23 protein-coding genes are annotated in these 26,744 nt (G+C 48.3%); 8 read left to right on the forward strand and 15 right to left on the reverse strand.

The window, feature by feature from the left end:
• Positions 1 to 54 precede the first annotated feature (54 nt).
• The 5 genes from fabG to GS535_RS01910 form a co-directional block, all read right to left on the reverse strand.
• Positions 55 to 798, reverse strand: a complete 744-nt coding sequence (gene fabG, locus GS535_RS01890; protein WP_160792045.1) for a 3-oxoacyl-[acyl-carrier-protein] reductase — start codon at positions 796 to 798, stop codon at positions 55 to 57.
• A 14-nt stretch (positions 799 to 812) separates the two neighbouring features.
• Positions 813 to 1,757 carry an ACP S-malonyltransferase gene (fabD, locus tag GS535_RS01895; RefSeq protein ID WP_160792044.1) on the reverse strand — a complete coding sequence of 315 codons (945 nt, stop codon included), beginning with the start codon at positions 1,755 to 1,757 and terminating at the stop codon, positions 813 to 815.
• 129 nt (positions 1,758 to 1,886) lie between these two features.
• Complete coding sequence (locus tag GS535_RS01900; RefSeq protein WP_160792043.1) at positions 1,887 to 2,594, reverse strand: glycine betaine ABC transporter substrate-binding protein; 708 nt, start codon at positions 2,592 to 2,594, stop codon at positions 1,887 to 1,889.
• Between the two features lie 113 nt (positions 2,595 to 2,707).
• Positions 2,708 to 4,657 (reverse strand): M13 family metallopeptidase, encoded by a 1,950-nt coding sequence (locus GS535_RS01905; protein ID WP_160792252.1) that lies wholly within the window; start codon positions 4,655 to 4,657, stop codon positions 2,708 to 2,710.
• A gap of 201 nt (positions 4,658 to 4,858) precedes the next feature.
• The gene (locus GS535_RS01910) at positions 4,859 to 5,686 is read right to left on the reverse strand and encodes a ferritin-like domain-containing protein (RefSeq protein ID WP_160792042.1); all 828 of its coding nucleotides are present in this window, start codon (positions 5,684 to 5,686) and stop codon (positions 4,859 to 4,861) included.
• Between the two features lie 124 nt (positions 5,687 to 5,810).
• Between GS535_RS01910 and bioB the strand changes: the two genes are divergently transcribed.
• Entirely contained in the window at positions 5,811 to 6,818 is a 1,008-nt protein-coding gene (gene bioB, locus GS535_RS01915; protein WP_160792041.1) for a biotin synthase BioB, read from the forward strand.
• 54 nt (positions 6,819 to 6,872) lie between these two features.
• Here the strand turns inward: bioB and GS535_RS01920 are convergent, their stop codons facing one another.
• Genes GS535_RS01920 through GS535_RS01940 form a run of 5 tightly spaced genes read right to left on the reverse strand, consistent with a single transcriptional unit; the run spans position 6,873 to position 12,319 of the window.
• Positions 6,873 to 7,646 (reverse strand): hypothetical protein, encoded by a 774-nt coding sequence (locus GS535_RS01920; protein ID WP_160792040.1) that lies wholly within the window; start codon positions 7,644 to 7,646, stop codon positions 6,873 to 6,875.
• Positions 7,643 to 8,599, reverse strand: coding sequence for an MlaD family protein (locus tag GS535_RS01925; RefSeq protein ID WP_370518157.1), 957 nt, complete (start codon positions 8,597 to 8,599; stop codon positions 7,643 to 7,645). Before GS535_RS01925 ends, GS535_RS01920 begins: the two co-directional genes overlap by 4 nt.
• Positions 8,599 to 9,312 (reverse strand): ABC transporter ATP-binding protein, encoded by a 714-nt coding sequence (locus GS535_RS01930; protein WP_160792039.1) that lies wholly within the window; start codon positions 9,310 to 9,312, stop codon positions 8,599 to 8,601. Before GS535_RS01930 ends, GS535_RS01925 begins: the two co-directional genes overlap by 1 nt.
• Positions 9,312 to 10,130 carry an ABC transporter permease gene (locus GS535_RS01935; protein ID WP_160792038.1) on the reverse strand — a complete coding sequence of 273 codons (819 nt, stop codon included), beginning with the start codon at positions 10,128 to 10,130 and terminating at the stop codon, positions 9,312 to 9,314. The genes GS535_RS01930 and GS535_RS01935 overlap by 1 nt, the downstream gene beginning before the upstream one ends.
• Positions 10,127 to 12,319 (reverse strand): adenylate/guanylate cyclase domain-containing protein, encoded by a 2,193-nt coding sequence (locus GS535_RS01940; RefSeq protein WP_237442169.1) that lies wholly within the window; start codon positions 12,317 to 12,319, stop codon positions 10,127 to 10,129. The genes GS535_RS01935 and GS535_RS01940 overlap by 4 nt, the downstream gene beginning before the upstream one ends.
• Positions 12,320 to 12,564: 245 nt before the next feature.
• Between GS535_RS01940 and GS535_RS01945 the strand changes: the two genes are divergently transcribed.
• A complete protein-coding gene (locus GS535_RS01945) occupies positions 12,565 to 13,398 on the forward strand; it encodes a folate-binding protein YgfZ (RefSeq protein ID WP_160792036.1) in 834 nt (277 codons plus the stop codon).
• Between the two features lie 9 nt (positions 13,399 to 13,407).
• Positions 13,408 to 13,824: a phosphoribosyl-AMP cyclohydrolase gene (gene hisI / locus GS535_RS01950; protein WP_160792035.1), complete on the forward strand. Its 417-nt coding sequence runs from the start codon at positions 13,408 to 13,410 to the stop codon at positions 13,822 to 13,824.
• On the opposite strand, the gene fghA is transcribed toward hisI, so the two are convergent.
• Together fghA and GS535_RS01960 are read right to left on the reverse strand one after the other, a co-directional pair.
• Positions 13,821 to 14,675 carry an S-formylglutathione hydrolase gene (gene fghA, locus GS535_RS01955; RefSeq protein ID WP_160792034.1) on the reverse strand — a complete coding sequence of 285 codons (855 nt, stop codon included), beginning with the start codon at positions 14,673 to 14,675 and terminating at the stop codon, positions 13,821 to 13,823. The genes hisI and fghA overlap by 4 nt on opposite strands.
• Positions 14,676 to 14,678: 3 nt before the next feature.
• Positions 14,679 to 15,794 carry an S-(hydroxymethyl)glutathione dehydrogenase/class III alcohol dehydrogenase gene (locus GS535_RS01960; protein WP_160792033.1) on the reverse strand — a complete coding sequence of 372 codons (1,116 nt, stop codon included), beginning with the start codon at positions 15,792 to 15,794 and terminating at the stop codon, positions 14,679 to 14,681.
• A 104-nt stretch (positions 15,795 to 15,898) separates the two neighbouring features.
• On the opposite strand from GS535_RS01960, the gene GS535_RS01965 reads away from it, so the two are divergent.
• From GS535_RS01965 to GS535_RS01985, 5 genes are all read left to right on the forward strand, one after another.
• Complete coding sequence (locus GS535_RS01965; RefSeq protein WP_160792032.1) at positions 15,899 to 16,774, forward strand: bestrophin family protein; 876 nt, start codon at positions 15,899 to 15,901, stop codon at positions 16,772 to 16,774.
• Positions 16,775 to 16,832: 58 nt separating this feature from the next.
• On the forward strand, positions 16,833 to 17,423 hold the full coding sequence (locus GS535_RS01970; RefSeq protein ID WP_040920663.1) for a CarD family transcriptional regulator: 591 nt from the start codon (positions 16,833 to 16,835) through the stop codon (positions 17,421 to 17,423).
• A 97-nt stretch (positions 17,424 to 17,520) separates the two neighbouring features.
• Positions 17,521 to 18,321: an SDR family NAD(P)-dependent oxidoreductase gene (locus tag GS535_RS01975; protein WP_160792031.1), complete on the forward strand. Its 801-nt coding sequence runs from the start codon at positions 17,521 to 17,523 to the stop codon at positions 18,319 to 18,321.
• A gap of 33 nt (positions 18,322 to 18,354) precedes the next feature.
• Positions 18,355 to 19,005: a hypothetical protein gene (locus tag GS535_RS01980; RefSeq protein WP_160792030.1), complete on the forward strand. Its 651-nt coding sequence runs from the start codon at positions 18,355 to 18,357 to the stop codon at positions 19,003 to 19,005.
• Positions 18,951 to 19,934: a glycosyltransferase family 9 protein gene (locus GS535_RS01985; RefSeq protein WP_160799100.1), complete on the forward strand. Its 984-nt coding sequence runs from the start codon at positions 18,951 to 18,953 to the stop codon at positions 19,932 to 19,934. The genes GS535_RS01980 and GS535_RS01985 overlap by 55 nt, the downstream gene beginning before the upstream one ends.
• A 9-nt stretch (positions 19,935 to 19,943) precedes the next feature.
• Here GS535_RS01985 and GS535_RS01990 read toward each other — a convergent pair whose 3' ends face one another.
• From GS535_RS01990 to GS535_RS02000, 3 genes are read right to left on the reverse strand one after another with little or no spacing between them, the layout of a single operon-like run.
• A complete protein-coding gene (locus tag GS535_RS01990) occupies positions 19,944 to 20,561 on the reverse strand; it encodes a YceI family protein (RefSeq protein ID WP_160792028.1) in 618 nt (205 codons plus the stop codon).
• A gap of 16 nt (positions 20,562 to 20,577) precedes the next feature.
• Positions 20,578 to 24,729, reverse strand: coding sequence for a translocation/assembly module TamB domain-containing protein (locus GS535_RS01995; protein ID WP_160792027.1), 4,152 nt, complete (start codon positions 24,727 to 24,729; stop codon positions 20,578 to 20,580).
• Positions 24,729 to 26,711 carry an autotransporter assembly complex family protein gene (locus GS535_RS02000; RefSeq protein WP_370518156.1) on the reverse strand — a complete coding sequence of 661 codons (1,983 nt, stop codon included), beginning with the start codon at positions 26,709 to 26,711 and terminating at the stop codon, positions 24,729 to 24,731. The genes GS535_RS01995 and GS535_RS02000 overlap by 1 nt, the downstream gene beginning before the upstream one ends.
• Between the last annotated feature and the right edge of the window lie 33 nt (positions 26,712 to 26,744).

Genomic DNA, 26,744 nt, shown 5'->3' on the forward strand with positions numbered 1-26,744 from the left:
CGTCAGGCAAAGCAGGGGCGCATTAGCACGCTTTGCCTCCTTTGGCCAAGTATTTCACACCATCGCCATACCACCATTCACATGAAGTGTGGTACCAGTGACCCAGGCAGCCTCATCTGAAGCCAAATATAGCACAGCAGAAGCGATATCTTCTGGCCGTCCCATACGCCCAAGTGGAATCCCACCAAGGAGACGTTCACGCGCCGCTTCTGGCAGCGCATCTGTCATTGGGGTTTCCACAAAACCAGGAGCGACAACGTTTACCGTGACGCCTCGTGATCCTGCTTCTTGAGCCAAAGACTTGCTCATACCAACCAAACCAGCTTTGGCTGCTGCATAATTCGCCTGTCCTGGGTTACCCGTTGTACCCACAATAGACGAGATGGAAATAATACGTCCAGAACGCCGACGAAGCATCCCCTTTAATGCCGCACGTGCCAAGCGAAATGGGCTCTCAAGATCAACTTTCATGACCTGTTCCCAATCGCTATCTTTCATACGCATCGCTAACGTATCACGCGTGAGACCTGCATTGTTAATGAGAATATCCAATGTCTGTCCAGCAACTTCCTCAGCACGCTTGACAAGAGCATCAGCCTGCTCACCCTCAGAAAGGTTCGCTGTAACAACATGAACACGATCTGAACCTAGTTGCTCCGCGACGTTCTTAAGCGCTTCTTCACGCGTACCACTCAACACAACGCAGGCACCTTGGCGATGCAAATGTTCTGCAATCGCCTTGCCGATACCGCCAGAGGCTCCCGTGACGAGCGCAAGCTTTCCAGAAAGAGAAAACATGACGTGACCTTTCCTTAAAGATTTTTCAGCATGGTCTCGACGTCACCGGGTTTACCAGCAAAGTCTGCTTTTAACTCCGGTGCAATCCGACGTGCTAGGCCCGTCAGAACTTTCCCCGCTCCCAATTCATGCTGCTGGGTAATAGCGTGTGTTTCAAAAGATTCAACCGTTTCTCTCCAACGCACACGCCCTGTAACCTGACGTACAAGCAAAGCTTTGATCTCATCAGGTGTTGTTACAGATTGAGCCGTAACGTTAGCAATCACGGGGATCACCGCTTCCTTGAAACTGACCTTCTCCAAGGCCTCTTGCATCTCGTCGGCCGCTGGCTGCATGAGAGAAGAGTGGAATGGTGCAGATACAGGAAGCTGCACAACACGACGCACTCCCTCTGCTTTAGCGAGCTCCATAACACGTTCAACAGCAGGGAGATGACCTGAGACAACAATCTGTCCCCCGCCATTATCATTGGCTACTTCTAGAACCTGTCCATCAGCAACTTTAGCACAAAGCTGTGTTGCCTTATCAGAATCGACACCCAACAAAGCGGCCATGCCACCTTCCCCCACGGAAACTGCACGCTGCATTGCCTGACCACGAAGACGAAGCAACTTTGCTCCATCAGAGATGGACATAACCCCCGCACTCGTCAAAGCGGCATATTCACCTAAAGAATGGCCTGCAACGACGGAGGCTTTATCTTTCAGAGCAAACCCTCCTTCACTTTCCAGCACACGTACAGTCGCCATAGACACAGCGAACAAAGCCGGTTGCGTATTCTCAGTCGCTGTGAGCTCGTTAGGATCCCCTTCGAACATAAGCCGAGAAAGATGAACGTTAAGAGCATCATCAACTTCTTCAAATACGGCCCGTGCTACAGGAAAGGCTTCAGCAAGCTCTTTTCCCATACCAACAAACTGACTGCCTTGCCCTGGGAAGACAAACGCGTGACGTGTCATGCAGACCCCTACTCTTTATTCAACTGTCTCGCTATGTAACCTGCGCAGGCCCTTCCGGCTACCCCAAAAGAGCCCTGCAGACGGCCTTAATGAACGTATTTCTATCGTGGGATATTCAATATACTGACATTAGCGCGGCAAAAGGCGCCCTCTTTGCCAAGCCTCCGCTGCCTCTTCAGGATCTTTTCCTTGAACACTGACAGCATAGTCCAGCGCATTCATGACGCGTGTTCCCAGCATCATGATAGACATTTCATCTAGCAAATCTTCATCAACTTCGTCACGCAACCCATCACGCAAAATAATTTGAGCAGAAACAGATTGGCCTTGCAGAAGATTACTATCTGGGAGCTCAATTAACAATCCATCATGGAAAGCTGCATGAGGCTGCCATACCGCGAAAACTGGATTTTCCCCGCGCTCATGAGCCTGCTGCACGCGGTCGAGTAGTGCCCCTTCACCAATGGTCTCCACAGCTAAATCTTTTAACGCTTGATGTTGCTCCTGAGCTGCCTTCACGTAAGAAAGGCTTTCTTCTGTCACAATGAAGCTAGTATATGCGCCATCTTTAGCGTCTTTAAGCACTGACAACGCCAGCTGAGGCTGATAAAGATCACCGATGGCTTCACGCCCTTCATGAGCGAGAGCATCATCTTGGGGCATCCATGCGGAAACCAAAATGTCGATATCGTGACGTGCAAGCGCTTCCTCACGCTCATCCGCACTGAGATCAACATAAGATACATCCACGCCGTTTGCTTCCACCACACGTGCAACAGCACTCGCACATGCCGCATGAAGCGCGGTGTAAAGATGACCAATAGCAAGATGAGACATCAGGAAAGCCCCTACAACCATAAGAAATTATCATATGGAATAAACAGGGGCTCCCTATTTGTGAAGCCTCTCTGTCTCATTAATAAAATGACAGAGAGGTTATTGAGCCGATGTTACCAGATTTTCACACGTTGATCTGGTGATAAATAAAGTTTTTGCCCCGGCTTTACCCCAAACGCATCATACCACTCATCAATATTATGGGCAGGCATGTTAACACGCGTGATAGCAGGAGCATGCTCATTGGAAAGCATTTGCCGACGCAATGCATCAGGACGATCTTTCTCCCGCCAAGCTTGAGCCCAGCCTAAAAAGACACGCTGATCCCCACTAAGGCCATGAACCACAACACTTGGCTTGCCATGTAGCGAATTGTGGTAAGCTTGAAGCCCTAAGTTCAAGCCTCCGAGATCAGCAATATTTTCGCCCATTGTCATCGCACCATTGACGTGTAGCCCTGGCAAGACCTCCTGTGCGTCATATTGTGCACCAAGGCGTTTAGCGAGCTTTTCAAAAGCGGATGATGATTGGGGGCTCCACCAATCATAAAGTCGACCATGTTCATCATAATGACGTCCTTGGTCATCAAAACCATGGCTCATTTCATGGCCAATCACCCCACCAATAGCCCCATAATTGACTGCCATATCGCCTTTCGGATCGAAGAAGGGAGGTTGCAATATAGCAGCTGGGAACACAATCTCGTTCATCGTAGGGTCATTGTAGGCATTAACCGTTTGCGGCGTCATGTCCCACTCATCACGGTCGACGGGCCGATCAAGCTTAGAAAGCTGATAATCCCACCCAAAGGCAATACCGCGTTTCGCATTGCCATAAATATCCCCTGGCCGAACCTCAAATGCACTATAATCACGCCATTTTTTAGGATAGCCTACCTGGATCGCAAAATGATCCAACTTCACGAGAGCTTTCTGTCGTGTTGGTGCATCCATCCACGTATTATGCTGCAAACGTTCCCGGAAAGCTGCTTTTAGCTCCCCAACTAAGCCTGTAATCTGCTTTTTTGCAGAGGCTGGGAAGTAACGTGCAACATACTCACGCCCAAGAGCCCATCCCATCGCACTGTCCGTCGCGCTCACTGCACGTTTCCAACGCACTGGCTGTACATCGACACCTGTCAACGTATGGCCGTTAAAATTAAAGGATGCATCAGAAAAATCATGCGACAGATATGGTGCCGCATTGTCGGCAAGATGAAATGCAAGCCATGCCTGTAAAACCCTTGGCTCAGTACGGGCTAAAACACGCCCCATTGCGGCAATGGCTTTTGGCTCACGAACGTCAATAACGCGATCCTCCAAGCCTTTTTCAGGCAAACCTGCCGCAAGAAAAAAGCTCTTCCAATCGACATCTGGCGCTTTAATAGCGAGCGCCTTAATGGCCATTGGATTAAAGACTTTTAGTGGATCCCTCGTCTGATCACGTGGTGCTTCAACATGAGCTAATGACGTTTCAAGCGCCACTACATCATCTGCTGACTTTTGAGCATCAGGCCACTGAGCTAACGTCAACAAACGTGCAATGTAAGCGCGGTAAGCTTCTTTTTTTGGCGCAAGCTTTGGATCAAAATAATAGCTAATGTCCGGCAAGCCGAGCCCGCCTGAAACACCAATGCTCATCCCTTGGTCAAGCATCAGCATATACCGTTCTGGATCGCGCTGATCCTGCTCAATACCGAACGCAAAAGTGCTAAACATCAAAGAATGAGCAGACTGTCCAAAAATACGCGCTAAAGATTCGCGATCCTTAACCGAACGAATAATGGAAAGATCTTGGGCAAGAGGCTTTCCTCCTTTGCGATCTGCCGCTGCTTGATCTAGATAGCTTGCGTAATAGACCCCCAGCTTCCCTAGCTCGCTCTGGGCGCCTCTTGGATGCTGGACGGCGTCTTCTAGGATAGCTTTTTGACGGACTTGAGAAAGCTCAAAAAGAATCCTGAACGGCCCATAGCTGCTCATATCGTCAGGAATCTTTAAATTCTGCAAATAGTGCCCATTCGCATAATGAAAAAAATCATCCCCGGGATGAATGTTTGTCTCCATACCTGACTGATTAAAGCCCCAGTCATTATGATAAGGCTGCACAGATACAGAAGAGGCCTGCGCTGCGTCTAAACCGCCCCATACTACCCCTAGCCCTAAAGCTACGAGCCCCGTTGTTTGTGTTACTCGTGATGAAAATTGCGAGAATCGCACATTTTTTCTCCTAATAGGGCGATAACATGATCGCCCTTCATAATGATGTTAAGCAGCTATCTTTGTTTGTTTCAAATATGTTTTCTGCCGCCATTTAATCAAAAGATAAGCCCCTCGAGCAATGAGGCGCTGCCAGCGAGAGTGAGGTTTTAGTCCCGTTGTTTTGATGATCATCGCCGTTACTCGGTCGAGGTGTTTTTGCTGATAAAATTCCATCGCACGCCCCATATAAGCTGCAATACAACGATTATGGTCATACATGACGTCAGAACGCTCGTTCGTCACATGATAGGCTGTCGCCAGCTCATCATCCTCACTTTCAAGAACGCGCCCAAGTGCGATCCGTAAACGTGACCACGGGCCCAGCTTTTCACGTTCCAGATAGCGGTGCATCTGGTCATAGAATAGCTTAAAATGACGATATTCATCCGCTGCAATCTGCTTACAGAGCGCCTTCAAGACAGGTTCTTCTGTTGCATCAGCAAGCGCTGTGTAAAATGACGACGTTCCGGTTTCGACCATACAGCGGGCGATCATTTCACCCGTTCGGGAACCACGGATAGAAGCATCAACATCAGCATCAATACGATATGTATCCCGATAACGCTCAAATGCCTCTGTATAATCCCACGCTGGGTCAGCCAACATAGCCCATTTTCCTAGCGCATCTCCGTGCTGAACCTCCTCCTCTGCCCAATTCTGCGCTGCTGCACTAAACCCCTCATCACCTGCAAAAACATGCAAAAGATAGTCCGTGTAATCACGAGCGTTTCGCTCAACCACAGAAGCTGCTTTTACGAGGGCAATCATGTCAGGGTTCACTTTTGATGGCTCAAACGCGTCCCAATCCATTTGTTCAATGCGCCAATGTTTCACAACGTCCCTCTCCTGTGCATTCGTTTACATTTGATATATAGACTGCTCATCGCCTCGTACTTCCAGATGGCATGCCGTAGGCATTATGGGTAGGTGTAGGCAGCCAATAGGAGACAACATTTAGATGAATGCTGATCATATGACAGAGCATGCACCAAATTTTCCGCTACGTCACGACTGGACGCGCGAGGAAGTCGAACGGCTCCTTGCTCTTCCATTCCCGGAACTCATTTTCCAAGCGCAGCAAGCTCACCGTCAGTATTTTGATCCAACCAAGGTTCAAATTTCTACTCTACTATCCATTAAAACAGGTGGTTGTCCGGAGGATTGCGCTTACTGCCCACAGAGTGCTCGTCATAACAATGAGCAAAACGCTGCCAAGCTCCTTCCGCTAGAGACCGTTATTGCGGATGCTAAAACAGCCAAAGAAGCCGGCGCTGGCCGCTTCTGCATGGGGGCTGCGTGGCGAGCTCCTAAAGACCGGGATCTCGATCCCGTTTGTGAGATGGTAAAAGAAGTCAAAGCATTAGGGCTAGAAACTTGCCTTACGATTGGCATGCTAACACCCAGCCAATCCCAACGTCTCAAAGAAGCCGGGTTGGACTATTACAACCATAACCTTGACACGTCTGAAGATTTTTACGGGAAAATCATCTCCACACGTACCTATCAAGATCGCCTAGATACGCTGGCTAATGTCCGTGATGCAGACATTAAGGTCTGTTGCGGCGGGATTATCGGCATGGGGGAAGATGTTTCTGACCGTGCGGGACTCCTAATGACGCTCGCTAATTTACCAACACATCCTGAAAGTGTTCCCATCAACCTACTTGTCCGCGTTGAAGGTACACCACTTTCTGATACAGAAACAGTAGACCCCGTCACGTTTGCGCGCGTTATCGCGACAGCTCGTATCATGATGCCAGCCAGTCATGTTCGCCTCGCCGCGGGACGCGAAAACATGTCAGAAGCCGCTCATGCTCTTTGCTTCCTTGCCGGAGCAAACTCTATCTTTTGGGGAGAAAAACTTCTGACGACGCCTAACCCTAAAGAAAATAGAGACCGGCAGCTTCTTGAGCTTTTAGGTATGTCGCCCATGATGGATCGCGACCCAGCTTTGGTGTCTTCGTAAAGACATGTGCCACGCCTCGTCTTCTCATAGACGGGGCGTCGGCATCACGCTTCCTTATCCTGCATTGTCATTTTGAACACTATCTTGTATTTGCCGCCTTAACTTCGCGGCCTTATCGAAGTCACCTAAACCATCATAGGCTTGAGACTGCAGAAGTAGAGCGCGGCGCATCGCCCGATAATCTCCTGCTTCCTCACGCATTTTCGTTAAGTTCCCTGTAAAGGTGGCAGCATTAGACCAGTCATGCACCATCAAATAATGATGAGATTGTAGCTCCAGTAAATTACTTTTCGCACGCGCTTCTTTATACTGCGATAGGTGTTCAATTGCTTCTTGCAACAGTGCCTTATCTTGGGTTGCCGCAGCATTTAAGCCCAAAACCGTATAAGCCTGCTCCTGCGTTTCCACATCCTGTGACGTAAGAGCCCGACGCGCCTCCTTCTCGGAAGAAAGCCATCTTTTTAGGCCATAAAAAGCATAAGAACGAATAAGCTTTAAATCTTCTTGTTGCCTCCAATCGCGAACAGACAATGCCGCTCCAACCTGATCGAGCGTTGCTAAACATTCATCCAGCTTATTTTGACGCAGCTGTGCAGTCGCTAAATTATACCCAGCATCATGGATACCCTGCGCATCATTCGCGGCAAGAGCCCTCTGAAGCGCCCTGTTATACTGAATGGCAGCTTGGCTCATATGACCGCGGTTAAAAATCGTATGACCTGTATCCATCGCTAAGGAATATTGTCCATCCTCCCACACTTGACGTTGCGGGCTACACGCCCCAAGCATCAGCAATGCAGCAAGGGAGAAAAAATATGTCTTGTTCATGGGTGCACCTCATAAGCTGGTAAACGCCGTTTAACTTTAGAGCTTCCACTCCCCCCTAAAATCCATAGAGAGCGAAGTTGATCTGTCATTTTTCGTAAACTATCAGCCGTTGCTTCGGCTTCAATCATAAGCTGTGGCAATTGTTCCGTACTCAGGGCTGTATTATGCATGATGGCGTTCACATCAGGAGTAGACTTTTTGAGGTCTCCGGTTATGATGTGTGTATTGCCTAACGTCCCATTCGCTTCTTGCAACGTCGTATCAAGCTTTCTTTCAAGAGGCTGTACATTCTGGATAGCCGTATTGAGGCTTAATAAAAGCTGGTTAACATGCTGAGCCGTTTCTGGCTTACTCAACAACTCTCCTGCAGTCCCCTTCCCAGCTCGCAAGTCTACAAGCAATTCCTTCGCTTGCTGCGTAATCGCTTGCACGTTATCCATCGCCGGTAAGAGACGAGCACGCACATCTCTTAGAGTCTGTATAATCATATCAGCAGGATTGAGCTCAACATTGGCTTGCATAACCGCAAACCCCCAATCAAGCGGCTGACCTTGCCCACGTGAAAGCTCAATGTAACTCGCCCCTGCCACAACGAAACGTCGTCGAATTGTTGCTGTACTGTCTGTGCGAATATAACGCTCAAACTGCGGTTCAATCGTCCCTTCTGCCGACATACGGCCAGCTTCGTTCATATCAATCTTACGAATCTCACCAACATGAACACCCATTACCTCAATGTCATTGTTGATCGCTAATCCGGCAACACCGCTCTCTGGGAGCACAAAATGAATCCGCCCTGCCGGAGTAAGCCATTGCCGCAAGAATCCCGCCTCAATGATAGCCGCTATCAACACCACGAGTGCTACCAAAACGAGGAGCCCGACCCACTCATCAGCGTAGCGATTACGAAATAATGGCCTTGCTGTATCTGTCTGACGTTTTAGGCTCAGCATCACGCACTCCTCATTTCCATAAGACCACTATCACCTAGGCGAAACACCTGCATGTTCTCTTTCACGTAATCATGCCAAACTGCATGGTCAGACGCTATCCATACAACAGCACAGCCCCTCTGCATGGCCGCTGTCAACTCAGAAAGAAAAGCCTCATATAGTCCCTCCGGCTGTAAAGAAACGGGGTCTTCCAACAGTAGCAAAGAAGGCTTTCCCAAAAAGGCTCGAATATATTCAGCACGCCGTCGATCAAGAGCTGATAGACGCCCCGGAGGCTGTATGGGAAGCCCAGGCAAACCAAACCGTATCCCCAGCTTTACGGCCTCCTCAACCAATACATCTAAATCTGTTGAACTATGATGAAGGCGAGGCCACATGACGTTCATGTGAGTACCGTAAAGGTCTATCCAATTACCACTTGAAAAAACGCGCCCTATGCGCCCCCTCAAAGCCCATATTTGACGCTCTTCGAGGGCTTTCCAATCCAAGCCCATACATTTTACGGTGCCTTCACCAGCTGGCAAAACACCCGTACAAACATCGACAAATTGCGTTCGCTGCACCGCATCACGACATTCGATAAGAGCACATTCTCCCGGCCCTAACAGGAAATTATATTTTGCCGAGGCCAAGCCACTATCTCCTAGCATAGGCCGTGCTTCCATAAGCTCCAAAGCAGCTGAATAGGAGACTGTTGTCATTGTTTCGCTCATCACACGCTCCCTAGAACCAGATCAACGACAACATTAATCGCAAGGACAGACAGCATTCCTCGCGAAAAACCACGAGGAAGAAGAGTTGTTAAATTGTCTTCTGATGTAATATCCATTCCGGACAGGCAGCAACACAGCCCAACAACTGAACCGCTTAACAAGAATTTGATGGGAATGCCGATATAATCAAGCGGATTAACGCTGTTGACCACTTGAAACATGAACGACCAAAGAGAAACGGTTACTATCCCTTTGGCCCAGCAAACAACATAGCCTGTTCCCAAAGCAATCAAGCTAAATAATGTTCCCAGCGTGAAACCACTAATGGTCATTGCAACAGTGCGCGGCAACACGAAACTTAAAAATGGATCAATGCCTAAACTCGTCAGTGTTTTTAACTGTCCTTGCGTCGCAAGATTTCCCATCTCAGCGAGCATCAACATGCCCGACCGGCCGAGTAGAATAACACCAACGAGAACAGGCGCTATCTCACGTACCAAAACGCTTGCGAGGATTCCCCCGGTCATCTGCGCCATCCCGGCAAATCCAAGCCAAAAAACAGCCTGCGCGACAATTCCAAACCCTGTTATGCTCGCGACAACAATGACACTAAGCAAACCACCCGCCGTGACCTGACGTAAGGTCTTCCAAAACTCGATCTTAACCGTACGACGCCATGTGCTGGGAAGAAATATCTCTTTTAAGATACCCCATCCTGCACCAATCATAATGAGCATAAAACGCGGTTGAGCACGCGTAACCCGCCCGACAAAACCGGTTATGCGATGTATAATTAAAAAACGTTCAGAAATATTCATCGCCGACCTGCCAAGATATAGCTTCGAGTGACACCACTACCCGGCAAGTAAAAATCTCCCCTAGGTCTAAAAAGAAAATAACTTCTCAACTCTTGGTAGGCTTGCTCAGAAACTTGTATTTGTCCATCGTCAGGAGAATTACGGGCCAGCAACTCTGCAACATTGAGGCTATCTCCCCAAATATTAAACACATCAGGGTCTTCCCCCAGATGGGATGCCATAATAGGCCCCACATCAAAGCCAATACGAAAAGTTAGGTCAGTATTAATTCCTGCTAAAGCCATCAAGCATGCTTCACGTATCCTAATCGCTGAATCAGCCAAACGAAGAGCATCTCCGTGATTAAATTTTTGCTGACAACTCCCTAAAAAGACCACACGATTCCCAGAAACCTGTACGGCAAACAACCCCGTTTCGCGCGCTATATTCTGTATTCGAGACGACAGGTCACCAATGAGCTGGATCATCTGTTTTGCAGCATCTTGCTGCGCTGTATAAGAACCAGCAAATTCAAGTACCATAAGTGGAACTGTTGGATATAATCCGGTTTCTGGAACCGCCTTCGTTCCATCCAACGGATTAACCAAAAAGCCATGTACGTAATGGGTTTGCTCATCGTGATCAGAAACAGCACGTTCAAAATAACTATCTTGCCCTGTAGATGGTGCAGATTTCTCTCCCCGCTGTTCTTGAGCAAAGCGAACAGCTAATACAGAGGACGCTAGGGCAACGATACGCTCTATCCCCTCATTGTGACCGGCATTCTCTATCATAAGAGCCCCAACAGGACGGTGCTGCTCTGTTACAGGGAAAAAAAGTAACCGTTTTGTGTTCGCGGTTCTCATCACCAGTCGATGAAACACCTCAAAGCGCTTATCTTGCGTCGCATCCGACACATTAACGGCATACATCTCAGATAATGTTTCAAACAATTTCTCGTAAGACGATTTATTAAGCTCTATGCCCGCAGCATGCACGTTACGGGTTGCATCAAACATATCCTCACAAATGAGACGCTGCTTATCTGAAAGTAAGCGCCACGTGCTTACTCTCTTTCCTCCTGAACGTTCTGCTAAGGCTTCTGTCAAAATGGGAATTTCCTGAGAAGGATTAAGCAAGCCTGGTGTATTTGCTACCCGAAGCAAAATCGCGTTTTCACGTTTTTCTTCATCACTTCGGCCGCGAATAACCTTTTGCAAACGTTCCACACGGCGCCCTTGATAGATCAGCCCTAGAGCAAGTAAGGAAGCAAGACCGACGATAAGGAGTGAAAAATAGATCGTTTGCTTTTGCACATCTTGCGTGAAGCTCGCGAAATCATTTTCCGGAGCATTCAGAAGCAGTACCCACGACCGCTTTGCCAATGGCATAGCAGATGCAATTGTCACATAGTTCTGTCCCCTTGCATGGACTAAACCGGCACCATCTCCTCTAACCCTGAAAATATTTAATGCTCGCACAAAAACAGGCTGGATAACCGGGTCTAAATGAACATCGGAAGCATTAAATCCCGGTTTTTCAAGACCCTCCATATTGCGACCAGCAATAACATGACCATCCAAATCAACGATGACGGCTTTTCCACTCTTACCAACTTTCAAGCTATTAACAAATTTCGTTAATTGGTTAAGAGAGACGTTAATCGCAAAGACAAAGCGATGCCCGTTTAATGTGTGGAAAGATGTTGATGCGGTAACAATAAATTGGTGTGTTGAGACATACGGATATGGGTCTGTCCAATAGAGGCGGTTACTACCTTCTTGATTTTCATGGCGGATCCCTCCTGTGTACCAAGGACGGGTTCTTGAATCGTAATTACCTGCCGGAAAACTCTCGGCGTTCAGAAACTTCCCATGAGAATCCGTAATTATGTTTTCAAAAAGATTTCCGCCATCCTTCTTTTTAAGTGACATCTCAGCATAATCATCTCCATGGCGCGAAACCATCCACACGCGCCCATCTTCATCTCCCAAAAAGAAGCTATCAACTTGTGGTGCATTTTTAAGAACAGCCCGCCCCAATGACATAAAAGTTGCAGCATTCTGTTCGACCTCAGGCCTATTCAACGCATCACGTGCAACAATAGACGTAGATGTTGCGGGCGAAAGATAATCGCTGACTTCTTGCGTAATATAACGCTGCTGTGTCCTCAAAAGATTGCGCGACAGGACAATCGCCCCCTCACGCATCGTATGATAGGTGTGCAACGTTACGAGAGCGATGGTACCGATAACCAGAAACACCCCCAAGATAGGCGCTATAAACTGGAATATCTGCCAACGCCGGTTCGCTAAGCTCGCGGCGGGATCAACGATTTCATCTGACGACAAGATTCTTCACCCTTTTATTGATCGTCACGTCTTGGGAGTTTTGGCCCATCTTTTTAAAGATGACGGGCTGTCCGTTTCTCACATTCTCTACTATTATGCCGCTAATGATGAAGCGCAACCATCTTTCTCACCGTTCGGTTCTTTCTCTCACTGGGAAAGAACGTTTGACCTTCCTTCAAGGTCTCATCACTAACGATGTTCTCTCCCTGAAAAATGGAGAGATCCGTTGGGCAGCCCTTCTGAACGCGCAAGGACGTATCCAAAGCCTTTTCTTTGTTTTTGGAACGCCTGACGCACTTTTTCTTGATCTTCCTGATGATCACGCAGAAACGGTCATGAAGCAGCTGAAACGTTTCCGTCTTCGAGCTGACGTCACTATCGAGCTGACCTCCCTCGCTGTGTTCGTAGGTTCTTGTGAAGATCCTCTTCCTTCACACGCGCTATGCTGCGCCCCTGACCCACGCCATCCCCGCCTCGGCTGGCGTGCCCTTGCAGACTATTCTTCAGAAGGGAACCATGAGGGTGAAGGTGCCTTCCAACGTCGTCGTCTCGAGCTCGGCATTCCTGAAATGACAGACCTTGGCACTCCCGGGCAAACCCTGGCGCTAGAAGCTAATCTGGATGCTCTCAATGGCGTTTCATGGGAGAAAGGCTGCTATTTAGGGCAGGAGGTTACGGCGCGCATGCATTATCGTGCCCATGCGAAGAGACGTCTCCTTCCTATCATTCTTCCCGATGACGCTTCTTTCTCCTATGGAGACGACATTTTTTCTCATGACCAACATATAGGCACATTAAGATCGACTTGCGGTTTATATGGGTTAGCGATGGTTCACCGGGACGCGTGGAACAGTAACTATCTTAATATGAAAGAGCGCACTATCCAGCTTGTATGGCCGGAATGGCTTCCAACGACATTACGCCCTGAAAAAGGATAAATTTACTTTATGAGCTGGTCTTCCGTCCCTGATAGCGTGCTTCACGATATTCTCGAATCAGTCTCCTTCAACAGTGATGGCCTCATCACGGCAATCGCGCAAGATGAAACGCGTCACGTCCTGATGCTCGCATGGATGAATAAAGACGCATTAGCTGAAACATTAAAAACTGGCCGCGTATGTTACTATTCCCGGAGTCGTCAGTCGCTCTGGCGCAAGGGGGAAACCTCAGGACAAGAGCAACATCTTCTCTCTGCTGATCTGGACTGCGATATGGATGCTGTTCTGCTAACAGTAAGGCAAAAAGGAGTCGCTTGCCATACAGGCCGCAGGAGCTGCTTTTACCAAAGCGTTACACCGCAAGGCTTAACGGAAAACGCAGCTCCCGACATTTCACCTGATCAGCTTTATCACTCAAAAAATTAAGCGCGTAACGCTGCCGCATGATGGTTGATATGATCTTCTATAAAGCTTTGCACAAACCAATAAGAATGATCAAAACCCTCATGCTGCCTTAACGTTAGCGCCTGACCAGCACTACGAGCGGCCTCTTGCAATAAGTTGGGCTGCAGTTTCTCAAGGAAATTGTCACTTAACCCTTGGTCAACCAGTAATGTCCCTGGATGACGCTTGCCAGCCTTAAGCAGCAAGCACGGATCATACTGTTGCCACAGCGATTGATCGCCGCCGAAATATAGATCGGCAGCCTTCTCTCCCCAATCAGTCTGAGAAGGGGAAGAAAGAGGGGCAAAAGCTGAGACGGTTTTCCACTTGTCTGGCGCAGAAAGGGCAAAACTAAGTGCCCCCATCCCCCCCATAGAATGCCCCATAATGCCACAACGCTTTGGGATAAAGGGAAAAGTCTCTTCCATGAGAGCTGGGAGCTCTTCCCCAACATAAGAGGCCATCCGGTAGTGCTCAGACCACGGTTGGGCCGTTGCGTCTACATAATATCCAGCACCGGTTCCGACGTCATAAGAATCGTCCTCTCCCGCAATGTTCGCCCCACGGGGTGAGGTGTCTGGCGCAATCAACGCAATGCCGTGTTTTGCTGCGTATCGAACGGCATTCGCTTTAATCAAAAACGTTTCTTGCGTGCACGTTAAGCCTGCCAACACGTAGATTGCCGGGACAGAAGCCCCCTCTAAGGCTTGACGAGGCAGAAAAACACCCACTTTGGCGTCTAACCCAAGCTCACGCGATGCGTGGGAGAGGAAGCGTAATTCCCCTCCACAGCAAGCATGGCGTTCTAGCAGTTGTGCTGTATCGCCCACCATACTTTAGTACTCCACAACATTGCGGATTCCCTCACCACGACTCATCATTTCGAAGCCCTCGTTGATATCCTCAAGCTTCAATTTATGTGTGATCAGGTCATCAATATTAATGTGACCTTCCATGTACCAATCCACAATTTTTGGCACATCTGTACGGCCGCGTGCACCACCAAATGCAGAACCAATCCAGCGACGTCCGGTCACGAGTTGGAATGGACGTGTGCTAATCTCCTGTCCGGCACCGGCCACACCAATGACACAAGAGACACCCCAGCCACGGTGTGCACTTTCCAGAGCTTGCCGCATAAGTGTTACATTACCGACGCACTCAAACGTATAATCAGCCCCTCCGCCTGTCATTTCGATCAAATGGCCAACGATATCACCGTTTTCACCAAGATCTTTTGGATTAACGAAGTCTGTCATCCCAAATTTGCGCGCCATAGCTTCGCGATCTGGGTTAATATCCACTCCGATAATCCGGCGCGCGCCTACCATTTTGGCACCCTGAATGACGTTCAGACCAATGCCGCCCAGTCCAAAAACAGCGACTGTTGATCCAGCTTCCACCTTAGCGGTGAATAACACAGCACCAATACCTGTCGTGACACCACAACCGATATAGCAAACTTTATCGAAAGGGGCGTCTGGACGGATTTTAGCCAGAGAAATTTCAGGCATCACCGTATAATTCGCAAAGGTAGAGCAGCCCATATAATGATGGACAGGCTTGCCTTTGTAGGAAAAGCGCGTTGTCCCATCTGGGAGAAGCCCCTTCCCCTGCGTGCTTCGAATAGATGTGCATAGATTCGTTTTCTGCGATAGGCAGGAAGGGCATTCACGGCATTCCGGTGTATAGAGCGGAATAACGTGATCGCCTGGCTTTAGGTGTTTCACACCAGAACCAACCTCACGTACGATTCCCGCCCCCTCATGACCTAAAATAGCCGGAAACAAACCTTCTGGATCTTGGCCAGACAACGTATATTTATCTGTATGACAAAGCCCTGTCGCTTTTACCTCAACGAGCACTTCCCCCTCACGAGGGCCTTCTAACTGAACAGTGTCAACAACAAGAGGCTTCCCAGCCTCCATTGCAATAGCAGCACGCACGTCCATAATATCTTTCCTTCTTCATATTTTTGCCCTTTGAATGTGCCATTTCATGCGTGGGCTTCAAGCCCTTGTCTTCTGTTTTCTCTAAATTCGAGGAGCATCATCCTTTGATCGTCCAACGCCGCTACGGTATGATTGCCCTGGTCAAAGAGACCATGCCATCTCTTATCATCCTCGCTCTATGGGATTCTATCGTTGTTATTCTATTCCAAGTTTTTCACCAGGAATGGATGGAACAACCCTCTTTACCTATCTCTTTAATGGGGTCGGCACTCGCTATTTTCCTTGGTATCCGTAACAATGCTGCTTATGCCCGCTGGTGGGAAGGAAGAAGCCTTTGGGGGTCTGTTACGAATAATTGTCGTTCATTCGGTCGGCAAACAGCAAGCCTTTTGCATAACCGCCCAGATCTCGCACGCGCAATGGCGGCTTACCCATATATATTGCGCGCTTCATTAAGTGGTAATGCTGTAGGATCTGAAATTGACACACTTCTTACACCCAAAATGAAAGACCGTGTTTTTTCCTGCACAAACACGTCTAATGCGTTAATTTACGAAATCGGAATTGAGGTCAAAAAGGAGGTAGAACGTCACAATATTGATGGTGCTGTTCATGGTACAGTAGATCGTATCTTGTCTGACCTCGCTAATGCACAAGGAGGACTTGAGAGAATTCGGAACACACCTCTTCCTGTACAGTATTCGATTCTCCCTAATATTGTGACACATCTTTTCTGTATTGTTCTCCCCTTCTCTGCCGTGCAAACACTTGGCTGGATTACGCCACTCGGCTCCAGCATTATTGGCTTGCTTTTTCAGATGTTAGACCGTAGCGGGCGGGACTTACAGGAGCCATTTAGCAATACCATACATGCTCTACCAATGCTGAATATGGCCCGTACGATTGAACGCGACCTTCTCCAGCCAATTGGCTTAAAAAACCACCCTCTTCCCTCACCTAAAAATGGAATTCTTCCGTAAATAGAAGAACTGTACGAAATACGAGACAAAGAGTGGTTTTTCTGATAGGATAAGCACTATGAACAACAGCTTCAGAATGCCTCATAAAGTTGGCGTAACGGACGAAATGGCCCGCACTGCTGCCAAGAACACCGCTCGCCAGAAAGACCCAGAACAGGGTAGCAACCCCTTCCGTGAAGGGGATGCAATTGTCTATGCCGCTCACGGCGTCGGCCATGTTGACCGCATCGGCGAGGAAGAAGTTGCCGGTACCAAGATTGAGATGATCCAAATCTCTTTCCCCGGCAACCAAATGACGCTTCGCATTCCAATGGCAAAAGCTCGCAAATCGGGCTTACGCAAGATTGCGACGCGTGAAATCGTTGATAAAGCAATGGCTGTCATTAAAGGTAAACCGCATGTCAGCCGTGGAATGTGGGCACGGCGAGCCGTCGCCTATCAAGAAAAAATCAACTCTGGTGACCTTGTGCAAATCGCCGAGGTTTTGCGCGATCTACGTCGAAACGTTGATAGCCTTGATGGTAGCTTCTCTGAACGTAAAATTTTTGAAGCTGCTCAGGAACGTTTTGTGGCAGAGCTCGCTGTTCTTGAAGGCAAAGAGCCATCTAAGGTTCTTGATGAACTCACTCAAACCATGAAGAACGCCTAAATTATGTCATGTTCACCCCTAATAATAAAGAAATGTTAGGGGTGATTCTTTTATAAAACTCCTTCCTCTGGCTGATCCTGAAAGGAATTGGTGACCCATGACGACCTCATCACGATCTCGCTTCAAAGGCCAAAAAGTCCTTATTACCGGTGCCTCTCAGGGAATAGGTGAAGCAACGGCGCTTTATTTTGCTCAGGAGGGAGCACGCGTTGCTCTCAATGGGAGGAAGGAAGACAAACTTCTTGCTGTCCGAGAGAACCTTCCCAAGGTACCAGAGGGTGATCATGTCATTGCGGCAGGGGATATCTCAAAAGAAGACGATGTCGCAGCCTTGACGGCTAAAAGCATTCAAGAAATGGGTGGACTGGATGTTTTAGTCTGCAATGCAGGGTATCAAATTCCCTCTCCTTCGGAAGATATTAGCCTAGCTGACTTTGAGGGGGTTATGGCCGTTAACGTCACGGGGGTTATGCTCGCTTGCCGTGAAGCGCTACGTTACTGGCTTAAAGAAGGTATTAAAGGGCGTATTGTTGTAAATTCCTCTGTCCATCAGCTTATTCCCAAACCCCATTATTTGGGTTACTCTGCATCTAAGGGAGCTGTAGGCAATATTGTCCGCACATTAGCTCTCGAATATGCAAGTCGTGGCATTCGCGTTAATGCTGTCGCCCCGGGGGCCATTGTCACGCCCATCAATGACTCTTGGGTTAAAGACCCTCAACAGTATGAAGCTGTTTCAAGTCATATTCCTATGAAACGGCCAGGTCAGAGTGAAGAAATCGCGGCAACTGTTGGCTTTCTAGCGGCAACCGAAAGCAGCTACATCACAGGCCAAACTCTCTATGTTGATGGCGGCCTAACGCTTTATGGAGACTTTGAAAAGAACTGGTCTTCCTAACAAAAAAGCTCATGCTTGGGGAAGGAGTTCGTCATGTTGCCACTTACTTCTACCCCAGGTAATTTAGAAACGACTATTATAGCCCACCTTCGGCAAAATGCTCTAACGGAATCCAGTCTTCTTATTGAGCGTTTACAAGGAGGGGAGACTCATACTTTTCTCAAAGGATGGCTCCTCTTCCTTCAAGGGAAGGTAGGAGAAGCAGCGAAGGAATTCTCTTCACTTTCAGCCTTCACTCCTCTCCACCCTTGCATCCTTATTCAGCAAGAAATACGAACTGACCTCGTTGAGAAACGTTTTTTAGAGCTCTTGGATGCCGTCGAAATACACGAATCTCACACTCCAATTCTCTCTGAGCTACGCGCGCTTTCTCTCCTTCAACTTGGCTTTCTTAAAGATGCTGAAAAGGTCGCACGTTGTGCTCTAAGGCGTTGTCCTAATCATCTCGCTTTGCAAAATGCCTTGGCTACTATCCTAGGAGAGCGGGGGGCTTTTAGTGAGGCCCTGAGTATCCTTGAAAAGCTATGCGACGACTATCCTGATCGTTGGCAACCGCTTAACAATCTGGCTTGCACACTCAATGACATCGGCCTGATGGACAAAGCCATTGATCCTACCGCCGTGCTATTATGTTGTCACCGACGGAGCCTAAGCTTCGTCTCAATCACTCAATTGCTCTTCTAAAAGCTGGACGATTTTCTCAGGGATGGCATGAGCATGAGTGGCGCTTAAGACTACCTGGCCATACCACTCTTCCCTACAAAAAAATCCTTCCGTGTCTATCTAAGGCACAACGTTTTGATGGTCTGCGCTTACTCATTACTCAGGAAAAAGGGTTGGGGGATACGCTCATGTATCTTCGTTACCTTCCTCTTCTTGCTGCCCGTGGAGCACACCTTCATGTCTGGGGCAATCAAGAGCTCGCCAATTTGATGCAACATGTCGATGGTGTTCAGCTTGTACAGGTCGATGGAGACTGTCCAGAGTATGACTATCACTGCCCCTTTATTAGTCTTCCACGCGCTTTTAACGGGCTTCCTAATGAGCGTATGGGACAACCTGTCCCATACTTGCACGTACCTCCCCATAAAACAGAATACTGGTTCCAAAAATCAGATTCAGCTCCTTCCCATTCTCTTCGTATTGGTATCGCATGGGCTGGTGGAGAGCATAACGAAGGACGAGAGGCACGCCTTCTGGATAGGCATCGGTCGATGCCCCTATCTGAGCTTTCAGCTCTCTTTTCTATTCCACAAATATCATTCTATAGTCTACAAAAAGGCCCGGCTGCAACACAGTTAAATCATGACCAATACCCAATTATTGACTTTATGCCTGAATGCAATGATATGGAAGATACTGCCGCCCTTATCCAAGGACTTGACCTCATTGTTACTGTCGATACATCAATCGTTCATCTAGCGGGCGGACTAGGGAAACCCACGATCATGATGGATCGTTTTTGCAACTGCTGGAGATGGGGGTACCATAGTTCTACAAGCATATGGTACCCCTCTTTGCAAATATATCGTCAAAAAGAATTCGATAATTGGTCTAATGTCATTTGTGATGTCAAAGACTTTATTATATCTCTTTTAAAAGAAAGAGTATGATTTTTAACTCTAATTATCTTTCTCGAATGCACCCGCAATACGAAGGTCAACATTATCCTCTACATAAGGAACAAACATTTTCACGCCAAAATCACTGCGCTTTATTGTTGCCTGTGCTTCAAAACCAGTTGTATATTTCTTGCTCATCATGCTTGTACCTGCCCCGATGAAACGTACCTTTAATATTTCTGGTTTCGTGACGCCATGCAGTGTTAAAGCTCCCTCAACAGAAGCACTATCTTTCCCTGTCTTCACAATTTTGGTAGCCGAGAAATGAGCGGTCGGAAACTTTTCAGCATCGAACCACTCTTTACCTTTTAATTCATCATTCAGCTTAGCGCTTGTGGTCAACAATGAACTCAAAGGAATATCAATGCTGAGTGATGTATTCTTAACCTCAACAGGATCAAGAATCATCGTCCCCTTTATTCCGGACAGAAGGCCAGTGTAATGGCTAAATCCTAGATGAAGAACTGAAAAAACAACCTGTGTATGGTTAGGGTCAACGTGATACGTCCCAGCACTAACTTGCCCTGTGTCAGGAGCCGTTTGCGCAATAGCAGGCATCCCCCATGACAAAGCCATAGCAAGCGACGTCGCTACAATGGGGTAAGAGACTTTCATCATGCACTTTCCTTAGACGTTAATAATCGATTCCATAGGATAGCCCTACACTAGAACCGGGATCATTTTCAGGTGTCGTAAAGCCTGTTACCTGCCCGCCCGTTCCTACGGTCGTATTCAGCTTGAGATGCTTGGTAAGATCAACACGCACTTGTGCCTGAGCCCCCTTACCAGATAACCCCTCTTTAGCACCAACGTAGACACCCTTCATCACATATTTTCCGGCTTCAACGCTACTCCCCCCATTTTCAACGCTTCCGCCTCCACCTATGCCGAGATGATCCAACCCTAAGGTGTTACGTACTGTTCCCAATGGATCAAAAGCAGAGCCTCCTGTAATTTGCACGACAGCTGCTCCAAGCTCTGCTAACTGCGTTGCAGAGAGCGACCCTCTATTTTGTCCAAAAAGAAGGATGGAAAGCACCTCATCTCGTGGAAGTTGTGGCGTGGAGACAAAATCAATTTTTGGAGCACTCGCATGCCCGGAAACAAGAAGACTCGCTAAAGTACCGTTCGCGTTTCTGTCCGCTCTAAAATCTACAGTGGGGTCAATCTTATTTGTTACGCCTACTCCATCAAACCCAACTCTTCCTTGGGTAAAGTTGAGGCTGATCCCTGCAAGATTAAAGCTTCCACGTCGTAGATCAACTCCTCCTGTGATAGCCGGTGATGTACTCGTTCCACCAACATTGAGCTTGGCCTGCATCTCCGCAAAAAGCCCATGCCCCCGCACAAAAAGCTTCCCTGGAGATGTCACATCAACATTTAACCCAATAATAAGAGGTGGTGATGCAGCCTTCCTCTCCTGCTCTTTTTGTGGAGAAATCAGCTCAAGCTGTGGGACAGAAGCCGGCATTGAATCCGGAATAGTAATAGAAGCCTCTGGGATCTTTACCTTCCCTGTGACATCCAAGCGGGTTGTTGCTTGGCCGAAAATATGCAGCTGGCTATCAATCGTTTCCTCAAGCATGTCACTCTGCAACGGTTGAGCATGATCCATAACAAAATTGAGATCGACCGGCAGCCCTGGACGAAGGGCTCCGACATCCCCTGTCAGATTCATCGTCCCCTTGCCTGCATGAATAAGGAAACGTTGAATATGTACTGTATCGCCATCAGCAGTAACGTCTCCTGTGATACCAGAAAGATGAACCCCTTGAGCGTAATGATCAAAGCTTCCATCGCGCATCGTTACCTGACCTGTCACACGCGGTTGCTTCAATGCTCCATTCACGGCCATATCAAGAGAAAGCTGACCACTAACCCCCATGCCTGAGGCTCCTAAAAGGGCATTAGCCAAAGAGAGATCAACATTCCCTTTTGCTGCAAGGCCAAATTTTCCGTCTTTTTGTAGAGGAACGGCACCCTGTACAGCCATCAAAGCCCCTTTCCCCGCTTCTAAATGCGCTTGAACTTGGGCTGTTTTCCCATGCAGATCTGTTTGTACATGAAATGAGGCTGGAGGAAGAGATGCACCTGGGTCTGTCTTCATATGCAGTCCACGCCCATCCATAGTGACCTGCCCTACAGGAGCCGATAAAGAACCATGTACAGCAGAATGAGCATCAAGCACACCATCAGCCTTCAATGATGGCACAAACGGTGTCGCTAACGCCGGTGTAACGTGCTGGATGGACGCTTCAAGTGCAAAATCGGGTTTGATATGCCCAGCGACATTGATCATTGCCGATTGACTACGCCCTGCCTGCAACGTTGCTTTCAAATGGTCAACGCCCGTCGTCACCCCATATGACAGAGTAGCTGGAGCCATTAACTGAAGCTGCTCTCCCTTCACATCTGCCTTAAGACTTTTCAGCTTAAGCTGCTTGTCAGGGATATTTTCGACAGCCGCCATCGTTAAATGGGCAGACCCACCCAGAATATGATCAAAATCCCCTTTTGTTGTGAGTGCTAATGCTGACTGAGGCCCTATAATGTGCGCTTGAAGATTCCCCGTGATTTTTTGAGCCTTTATCCCCTCAACCATTAAGCGAATATCTGCGTAAGGATCATCTGGTAAGTGATTAAGTGTGCCTTTAAGGCCAATATGCCTCAAAGCATAATCGGCCATCGCCACTTGGCCATCTACAGCTAATTGTAAACGTTCCTGCTCAGATGCGCTTTTCTGTCCCGCTTGTCCTTCTTGCTGCGTATGTAACCCAACAGTAAGATGCCCACTGATGGGTTTACCAATCAATGGACGAAAAACATCCAATCGGCGAATAGCAACATCAAGGTCACCTCTCGGAATCTTGTGCCCAGCGGGTAGCATCACGACTCCTTTCCCTTGCATACTCGCCCAATCTAAAGCTTTGAGATCAAGAGTTAGAGAACCTTGTGTGTCACGCTTAAAATTGGCTCGCACTTGTACCGGCGACCGATTTAATTCACCCGTTAGCTGTATTCCGCCATCTGGATATGATGGTAGGTGATCAACATGGGCGTTGAGAGAAAGTGGGGCTGTTTTTATAATGGTTCCTGCTCTTTGCATGCCAAAGAGACTTTTCAGCGTTACTGTTGCCTCAAGATCATTGAGCGCTCCTTGGGCTAAAACCGCCAAATCTGCCTTGCCGCGTAAGGTCGATTGAGCACGACTAAGGTCGGGCAAACGCACATTAAAAGCAGACGATAGATGCTGGTCTCCACTTAATGTTGCCTGCCCATCAAGATGAAGTGCCGCGCCATTGAGCGTAAGTTCTTCCAGATAAATCGCATGATCGGCCGTACGTTTAACACGAAGCTGCAACTGCCCATCACGCCCTATCAACTGAGCCGCCTGCTCTTGCCCCCCCGTAATGGAAAGAGTACCTTTGAGCTGAGCCGTTAGGTCATCCTTTTTGGTTACAGGCAACGCAAAATCTGCATTCAATTGAGTTTTACCCTGCAAAGACGTTCCGCCCAGCGCCCCAACTAACCCTTCCAGCCGAGGAAGCATAAGCGCCACATGCCCCGACGCGGCAGGAGATAATTTTCCAGATAGAGCTAACTGTAAGAGATCATGTTTCACTGTGAGTGAAAAAGGACGCAACGTTTCCATAGGTTGCATCCATGCCTCAAGAAAAACGGGAGACGCTGCAAAAAGTCTCGGAGCTTTGCCCGGGATACTCAACCCATCAATCTGCCCTTTTAAACTCAGCTTCTGGTTTGTATCACCTAAGTCGGCATGAATATTTTGCGCACCACTTCCAGCCACTGACAGTCCCTGAATTGTCAGCGTTCCGTTCCCAGCGGGCGCAGCCATGCTTCCATGCAAGTTCGCAGCAAGATTAATACCCTCCCAGCCAATGTCAGGGCGCAGTGTCATGTGCGGAGACGTCACATGAACAGACAAATCTCCTACCCGCTGAAGAGGATCAACTGTTCCAGAAATTGTGCTCTGCAAAGGGCCTGATGGAGCCTGCCCTGCATTCATCCCCATAAACAGATTTAAATGACGGGAAGGGCCATGGATATCGACCTGTAAAGAAAGCGGGTCGAGAGCTGGAAGGTGCCCAAAGAGACTCACAAGCCCTTCTGCTCCCTCTTCAAAACGCAGTGTCGCATCTGTGTGTTGACGCTGTATGGCTGCATTGAGATGAACCGTCCCGGCTCGGTCTTTCCTCTGAACATCCAGCCCAATTGCCATGACCGGCAAAGCATCAAACCGCAAAGGAGCTGAAAAATCAGCGATATTATGAATAAAAGCATGCCCGGAAAGAGACAAAGAAAGAGCCTGCCCAACGAGATCGCGACCAAGGTCAATCTCCTTGACGGACAGTTCATCAATACGCACACCTAGCGAAGGAAGCGATGTTTTCTTAGATGCCGGAGCGGGCGGTGTAGAGGAAATGGGTGTCCGAGCAACCTCAAGCTTCGCCGCACGTAAAAACGTTACATGAACAGTCTTACGCATAAGATCTAACAACCCTACACGCAAATCTGCTTTTTCTAATGTAAACCAGATACCCTTATGATCTTGAAGGGTGGCATGATCTACCGTTAACCGCCACGGGAGAATACGTGAAAAGCCCTTAGCATGTACCATATCCCCAGTGAGGGAAGGCAGTTTATCTTCAATCAAACGCTCTCCATAAGGCGTATTAGCCGCGACAAGCACTCCCGCCACAAGAACCAACGGCACACCTGCCAGGAGAGACAGTGCATAGAGAGCAATTTTATGCATCCGTTTCATTAGAAAGTCTCCCCAAGCCCTAAATAGAGCTCCCATTTATCGCCGCGATAAGGACGGTTCATAGGCAACGCAACATCAACACGCACTGGGCCAATGGGTGTAAAATAACGCACACCACCGCCATAACCGACCCGCAATTTTCCATGCCCAGGAATAGAGGATGACCCCACCTGCCCAGCGTCAGCAAACGCCACAACCCCAAAATTTTTGGGGAGCTTTTGACGAAATTCTACTGTCCCAGCATCCATAGAAGTCCCCCCAACGGCATATTTTGTTCTGCCATATTGGGGGCCCACCCCTTGATAACGGAAGCCACGCACAGTAGCGGGGCCCCCAGCATAAAAACGCTGATCGGGTGGAATATTCCACGTTGAAGCCCCTTGAATTGACCCCACGCTTCCCCGTAAAGCAATCACGCTGTTGCCAGGTCGGCTAATGCCCAAATGATGCAAATCAAAATAAGTCGCTATTTGCGCATTCATCGGCAAGAAAAAAGAGGTGTCATGCTCTAAAGAAACTGAAGGTGTGACCCCCACAGTGAAACGAAAACCATGCGTCGCCGGTTCAATAGGGTTGCTACGGTGCGTGTTATCAAAATTCACTTGCAATGGGACAGATGCAATAAAATAATTACGTGATGTTCCAAACTGAATAATCTGCTCTTGTTCTAAAGAAAGAGCACCACTCACAAACCAGTCTTTCCCAATGGGCTGAGACACCCCTCCACGCGCTAGCCAAGCCGTCTGATGATAGGAATATAAAAGCTGCCTCAACGCTTCAACACGCAAATTTAAGGTACGACTGCGTTCCATAAAGTCAGGCTTATTGAAGTCAGCATAAATATCGTACCCCAGTCCCTGCTGGGCGGTTCCCCCAAGGCCTGTTGCAATAGCCGCAAGGCGAAGCTGTTCCCCTCGCCCTAAGAGATTGCGATGCAACCATGTAACCCCCGCTCTTCCGCCTAAGTCTGTTGAATAACCAACATCAGCAGTAATGCGATGGCGCTTCCCTTCGATAAAATCAAAGTTAAGGGGCATGGCTCCATTAATGCCCGCCATTGAGTTTCGCGTTTGTGAAACAGGCTGCACTTTCTTGCCATTTTTAACCTGCACTGAAGAAAAAAGCCCTGTCCCGCCTAGGTCTGTTCGAGCCGCTTCGATCACAGATGGCTGATAAAGCTGTCCCTCATGAATCGTAAGACGGCGATAGATATAATCAGCTTTTACGTGTTTGAGGCCATTCAACGTGAAAGAACCAAGAACAACTTTGGGCCCACGATTGAGAAAGAAACCTGCGTCAATGGTTTTTCTCTCCATATTCAAAACCGCCTGAGGAGCTGAAACACTCGCCTGCGCGTATCCTTGCTCTTGCAAATACGTTAGAAGACGGCTTGGTATGGCGAGAATATCCGCGGCAATCGCAGGATCACCCGCATGAACTTGCAGAACACTCTGCTCTCCCGTCGTGAGTTTATTTTCCTTCGCAGACAATAACGATTCTGTCGTTCCACTTTTTCCTGAAACGAAGAAAAGTCTTCCCACTTTAAATTGGGTCCCAAGCACGGCCGAAATACGACATTCAACTGTTTTACCAGGAGGTAAAGCTGCTAGAAATGACGCAAGCTGTACATCATCTCCTTCAAGTGCCTTCCCTTCCGCAAGAACTTTAATCCCCACATGGCCAGCATAATATCCACGTGACCGCAGAGCTCCCATGAGGCGCTCATAATCTCCACGAATACGGCCTGCCAACGCATACGGGCTTACGTCATGCGTTTTTTGTAATGATTTTAATGAGGACGCCGCTCCCATGCCTTTAGTAACACCGGAATCCGCCGTGGGAGTGATCACAGTGCGATATGCGATCGTCACAGACTGATCAGCATGTGCTTTTGGAAGCTCACTCCCAAAAGAAGACTGCCCAGCCCAGCCAATGATGATTACAGCGACCCTAGCGATCACCCTAGTATATGGAGGCCTCACACCATCATCCTCAACGCCTTATGACACACCAAT

This window comes from Saccharibacter sp. EH611, assembly GCF_009834765.1.
Lineage (GTDB): Bacteria > Pseudomonadota > Alphaproteobacteria > Acetobacterales > Acetobacteraceae > Saccharibacter.

Excerpts from the sequence above, each read along its gene's own strand:
- fabG (WP_160792045.1), bottom strand. The coding sequence starts at position 798 with ATGTTTTCTCTTTCTGGAAAGCTTGCGCTCGTCACGGGAGCCTCTGGC.
- fabD (WP_160792044.1), bottom strand. The coding sequence starts at position 1,757 with ATGACACGTCACGCGTTTGTCTTCCCAGGGCAAGGCAGTCAGTTTGTT.
- GS535_RS01900 (WP_160792043.1), bottom strand. The coding sequence starts at position 2,594 with ATGTCTCATCTTGCTATTGGTCATCTTTACACCGCGCTTCATGCGGCA.
- GS535_RS01905 (WP_160792252.1), bottom strand. The coding sequence starts at position 4,657 with ATGGAGACAAACATTCATCCCGGGGATGATTTTTTTCATTATGCGAAT.
- bioB (WP_160792041.1), top strand. The coding sequence starts at position 5,811 with ATGAATGCTGATCATATGACAGAGCATGCACCAAATTTTCCGCTACGT.
- GS535_RS01920 (WP_160792040.1), bottom strand. The coding sequence starts at position 7,646 with ATGAACAAGACATATTTTTTCTCCCTTGCTGCATTGCTGATGCTTGGG.
- GS535_RS01925 (WP_370518157.1), bottom strand. The coding sequence starts at position 8,599 with ATGCTGAGCCTAAAACGTCAGACAGATACAGCAAGGCCATTATTTCGT.
- GS535_RS01930 (WP_160792039.1), bottom strand. The coding sequence starts at position 9,312 with ATGAGCGAAACAATGACAACAGTCTCCTATTCAGCTGCTTTGGAGCTT.
- GS535_RS01935 (WP_160792038.1), bottom strand. The coding sequence starts at position 10,130 with ATGAATATTTCTGAACGTTTTTTAATTATACATCGCATAACCGGTTTT.
- GS535_RS01940 (WP_237442169.1), bottom strand. The coding sequence starts at position 12,319 with ATGCGTGAGGGGGCGATTGTCCTGTCGCGCAATCTTTTGAGGACACAG.
- GS535_RS01945 (WP_160792036.1), top strand. The coding sequence starts at position 12,565 with ATGATGAAGCGCAACCATCTTTCTCACCGTTCGGTTCTTTCTCTCACT.
- hisI (WP_160792035.1), top strand. The coding sequence starts at position 13,408 with ATGAGCTGGTCTTCCGTCCCTGATAGCGTGCTTCACGATATTCTCGAA.
- fghA (WP_160792034.1), bottom strand. The coding sequence starts at position 14,675 with ATGGTGGGCGATACAGCACAACTGCTAGAACGCCATGCTTGCTGTGGA.
- GS535_RS01960 (WP_160792033.1), bottom strand. The coding sequence starts at position 15,794 with ATGGACGTGCGTGCTGCTATTGCAATGGAGGCTGGGAAGCCTCTTGTT.
- GS535_RS01970 (WP_040920663.1), top strand. The coding sequence starts at position 16,833 with ATGAACAACAGCTTCAGAATGCCTCATAAAGTTGGCGTAACGGACGAA.
- GS535_RS01975 (WP_160792031.1), top strand. The coding sequence starts at position 17,521 with ATGACGACCTCATCACGATCTCGCTTCAAAGGCCAAAAAGTCCTTATT.
- GS535_RS01980 (WP_160792030.1), top strand. The coding sequence starts at position 18,355 with ATGTTGCCACTTACTTCTACCCCAGGTAATTTAGAAACGACTATTATA.
- GS535_RS01985 (WP_160799100.1), top strand. The coding sequence starts at position 18,951 with ATGTTGTCACCGACGGAGCCTAAGCTTCGTCTCAATCACTCAATTGCT.
- GS535_RS01990 (WP_160792028.1), bottom strand. The coding sequence starts at position 20,561 with ATGATGAAAGTCTCTTACCCCATTGTAGCGACGTCGCTTGCTATGGCT.
- GS535_RS01995 (WP_160792027.1), bottom strand. The coding sequence starts at position 24,729 with ATGAAACGGATGCATAAAATTGCTCTCTATGCACTGTCTCTCCTGGCA.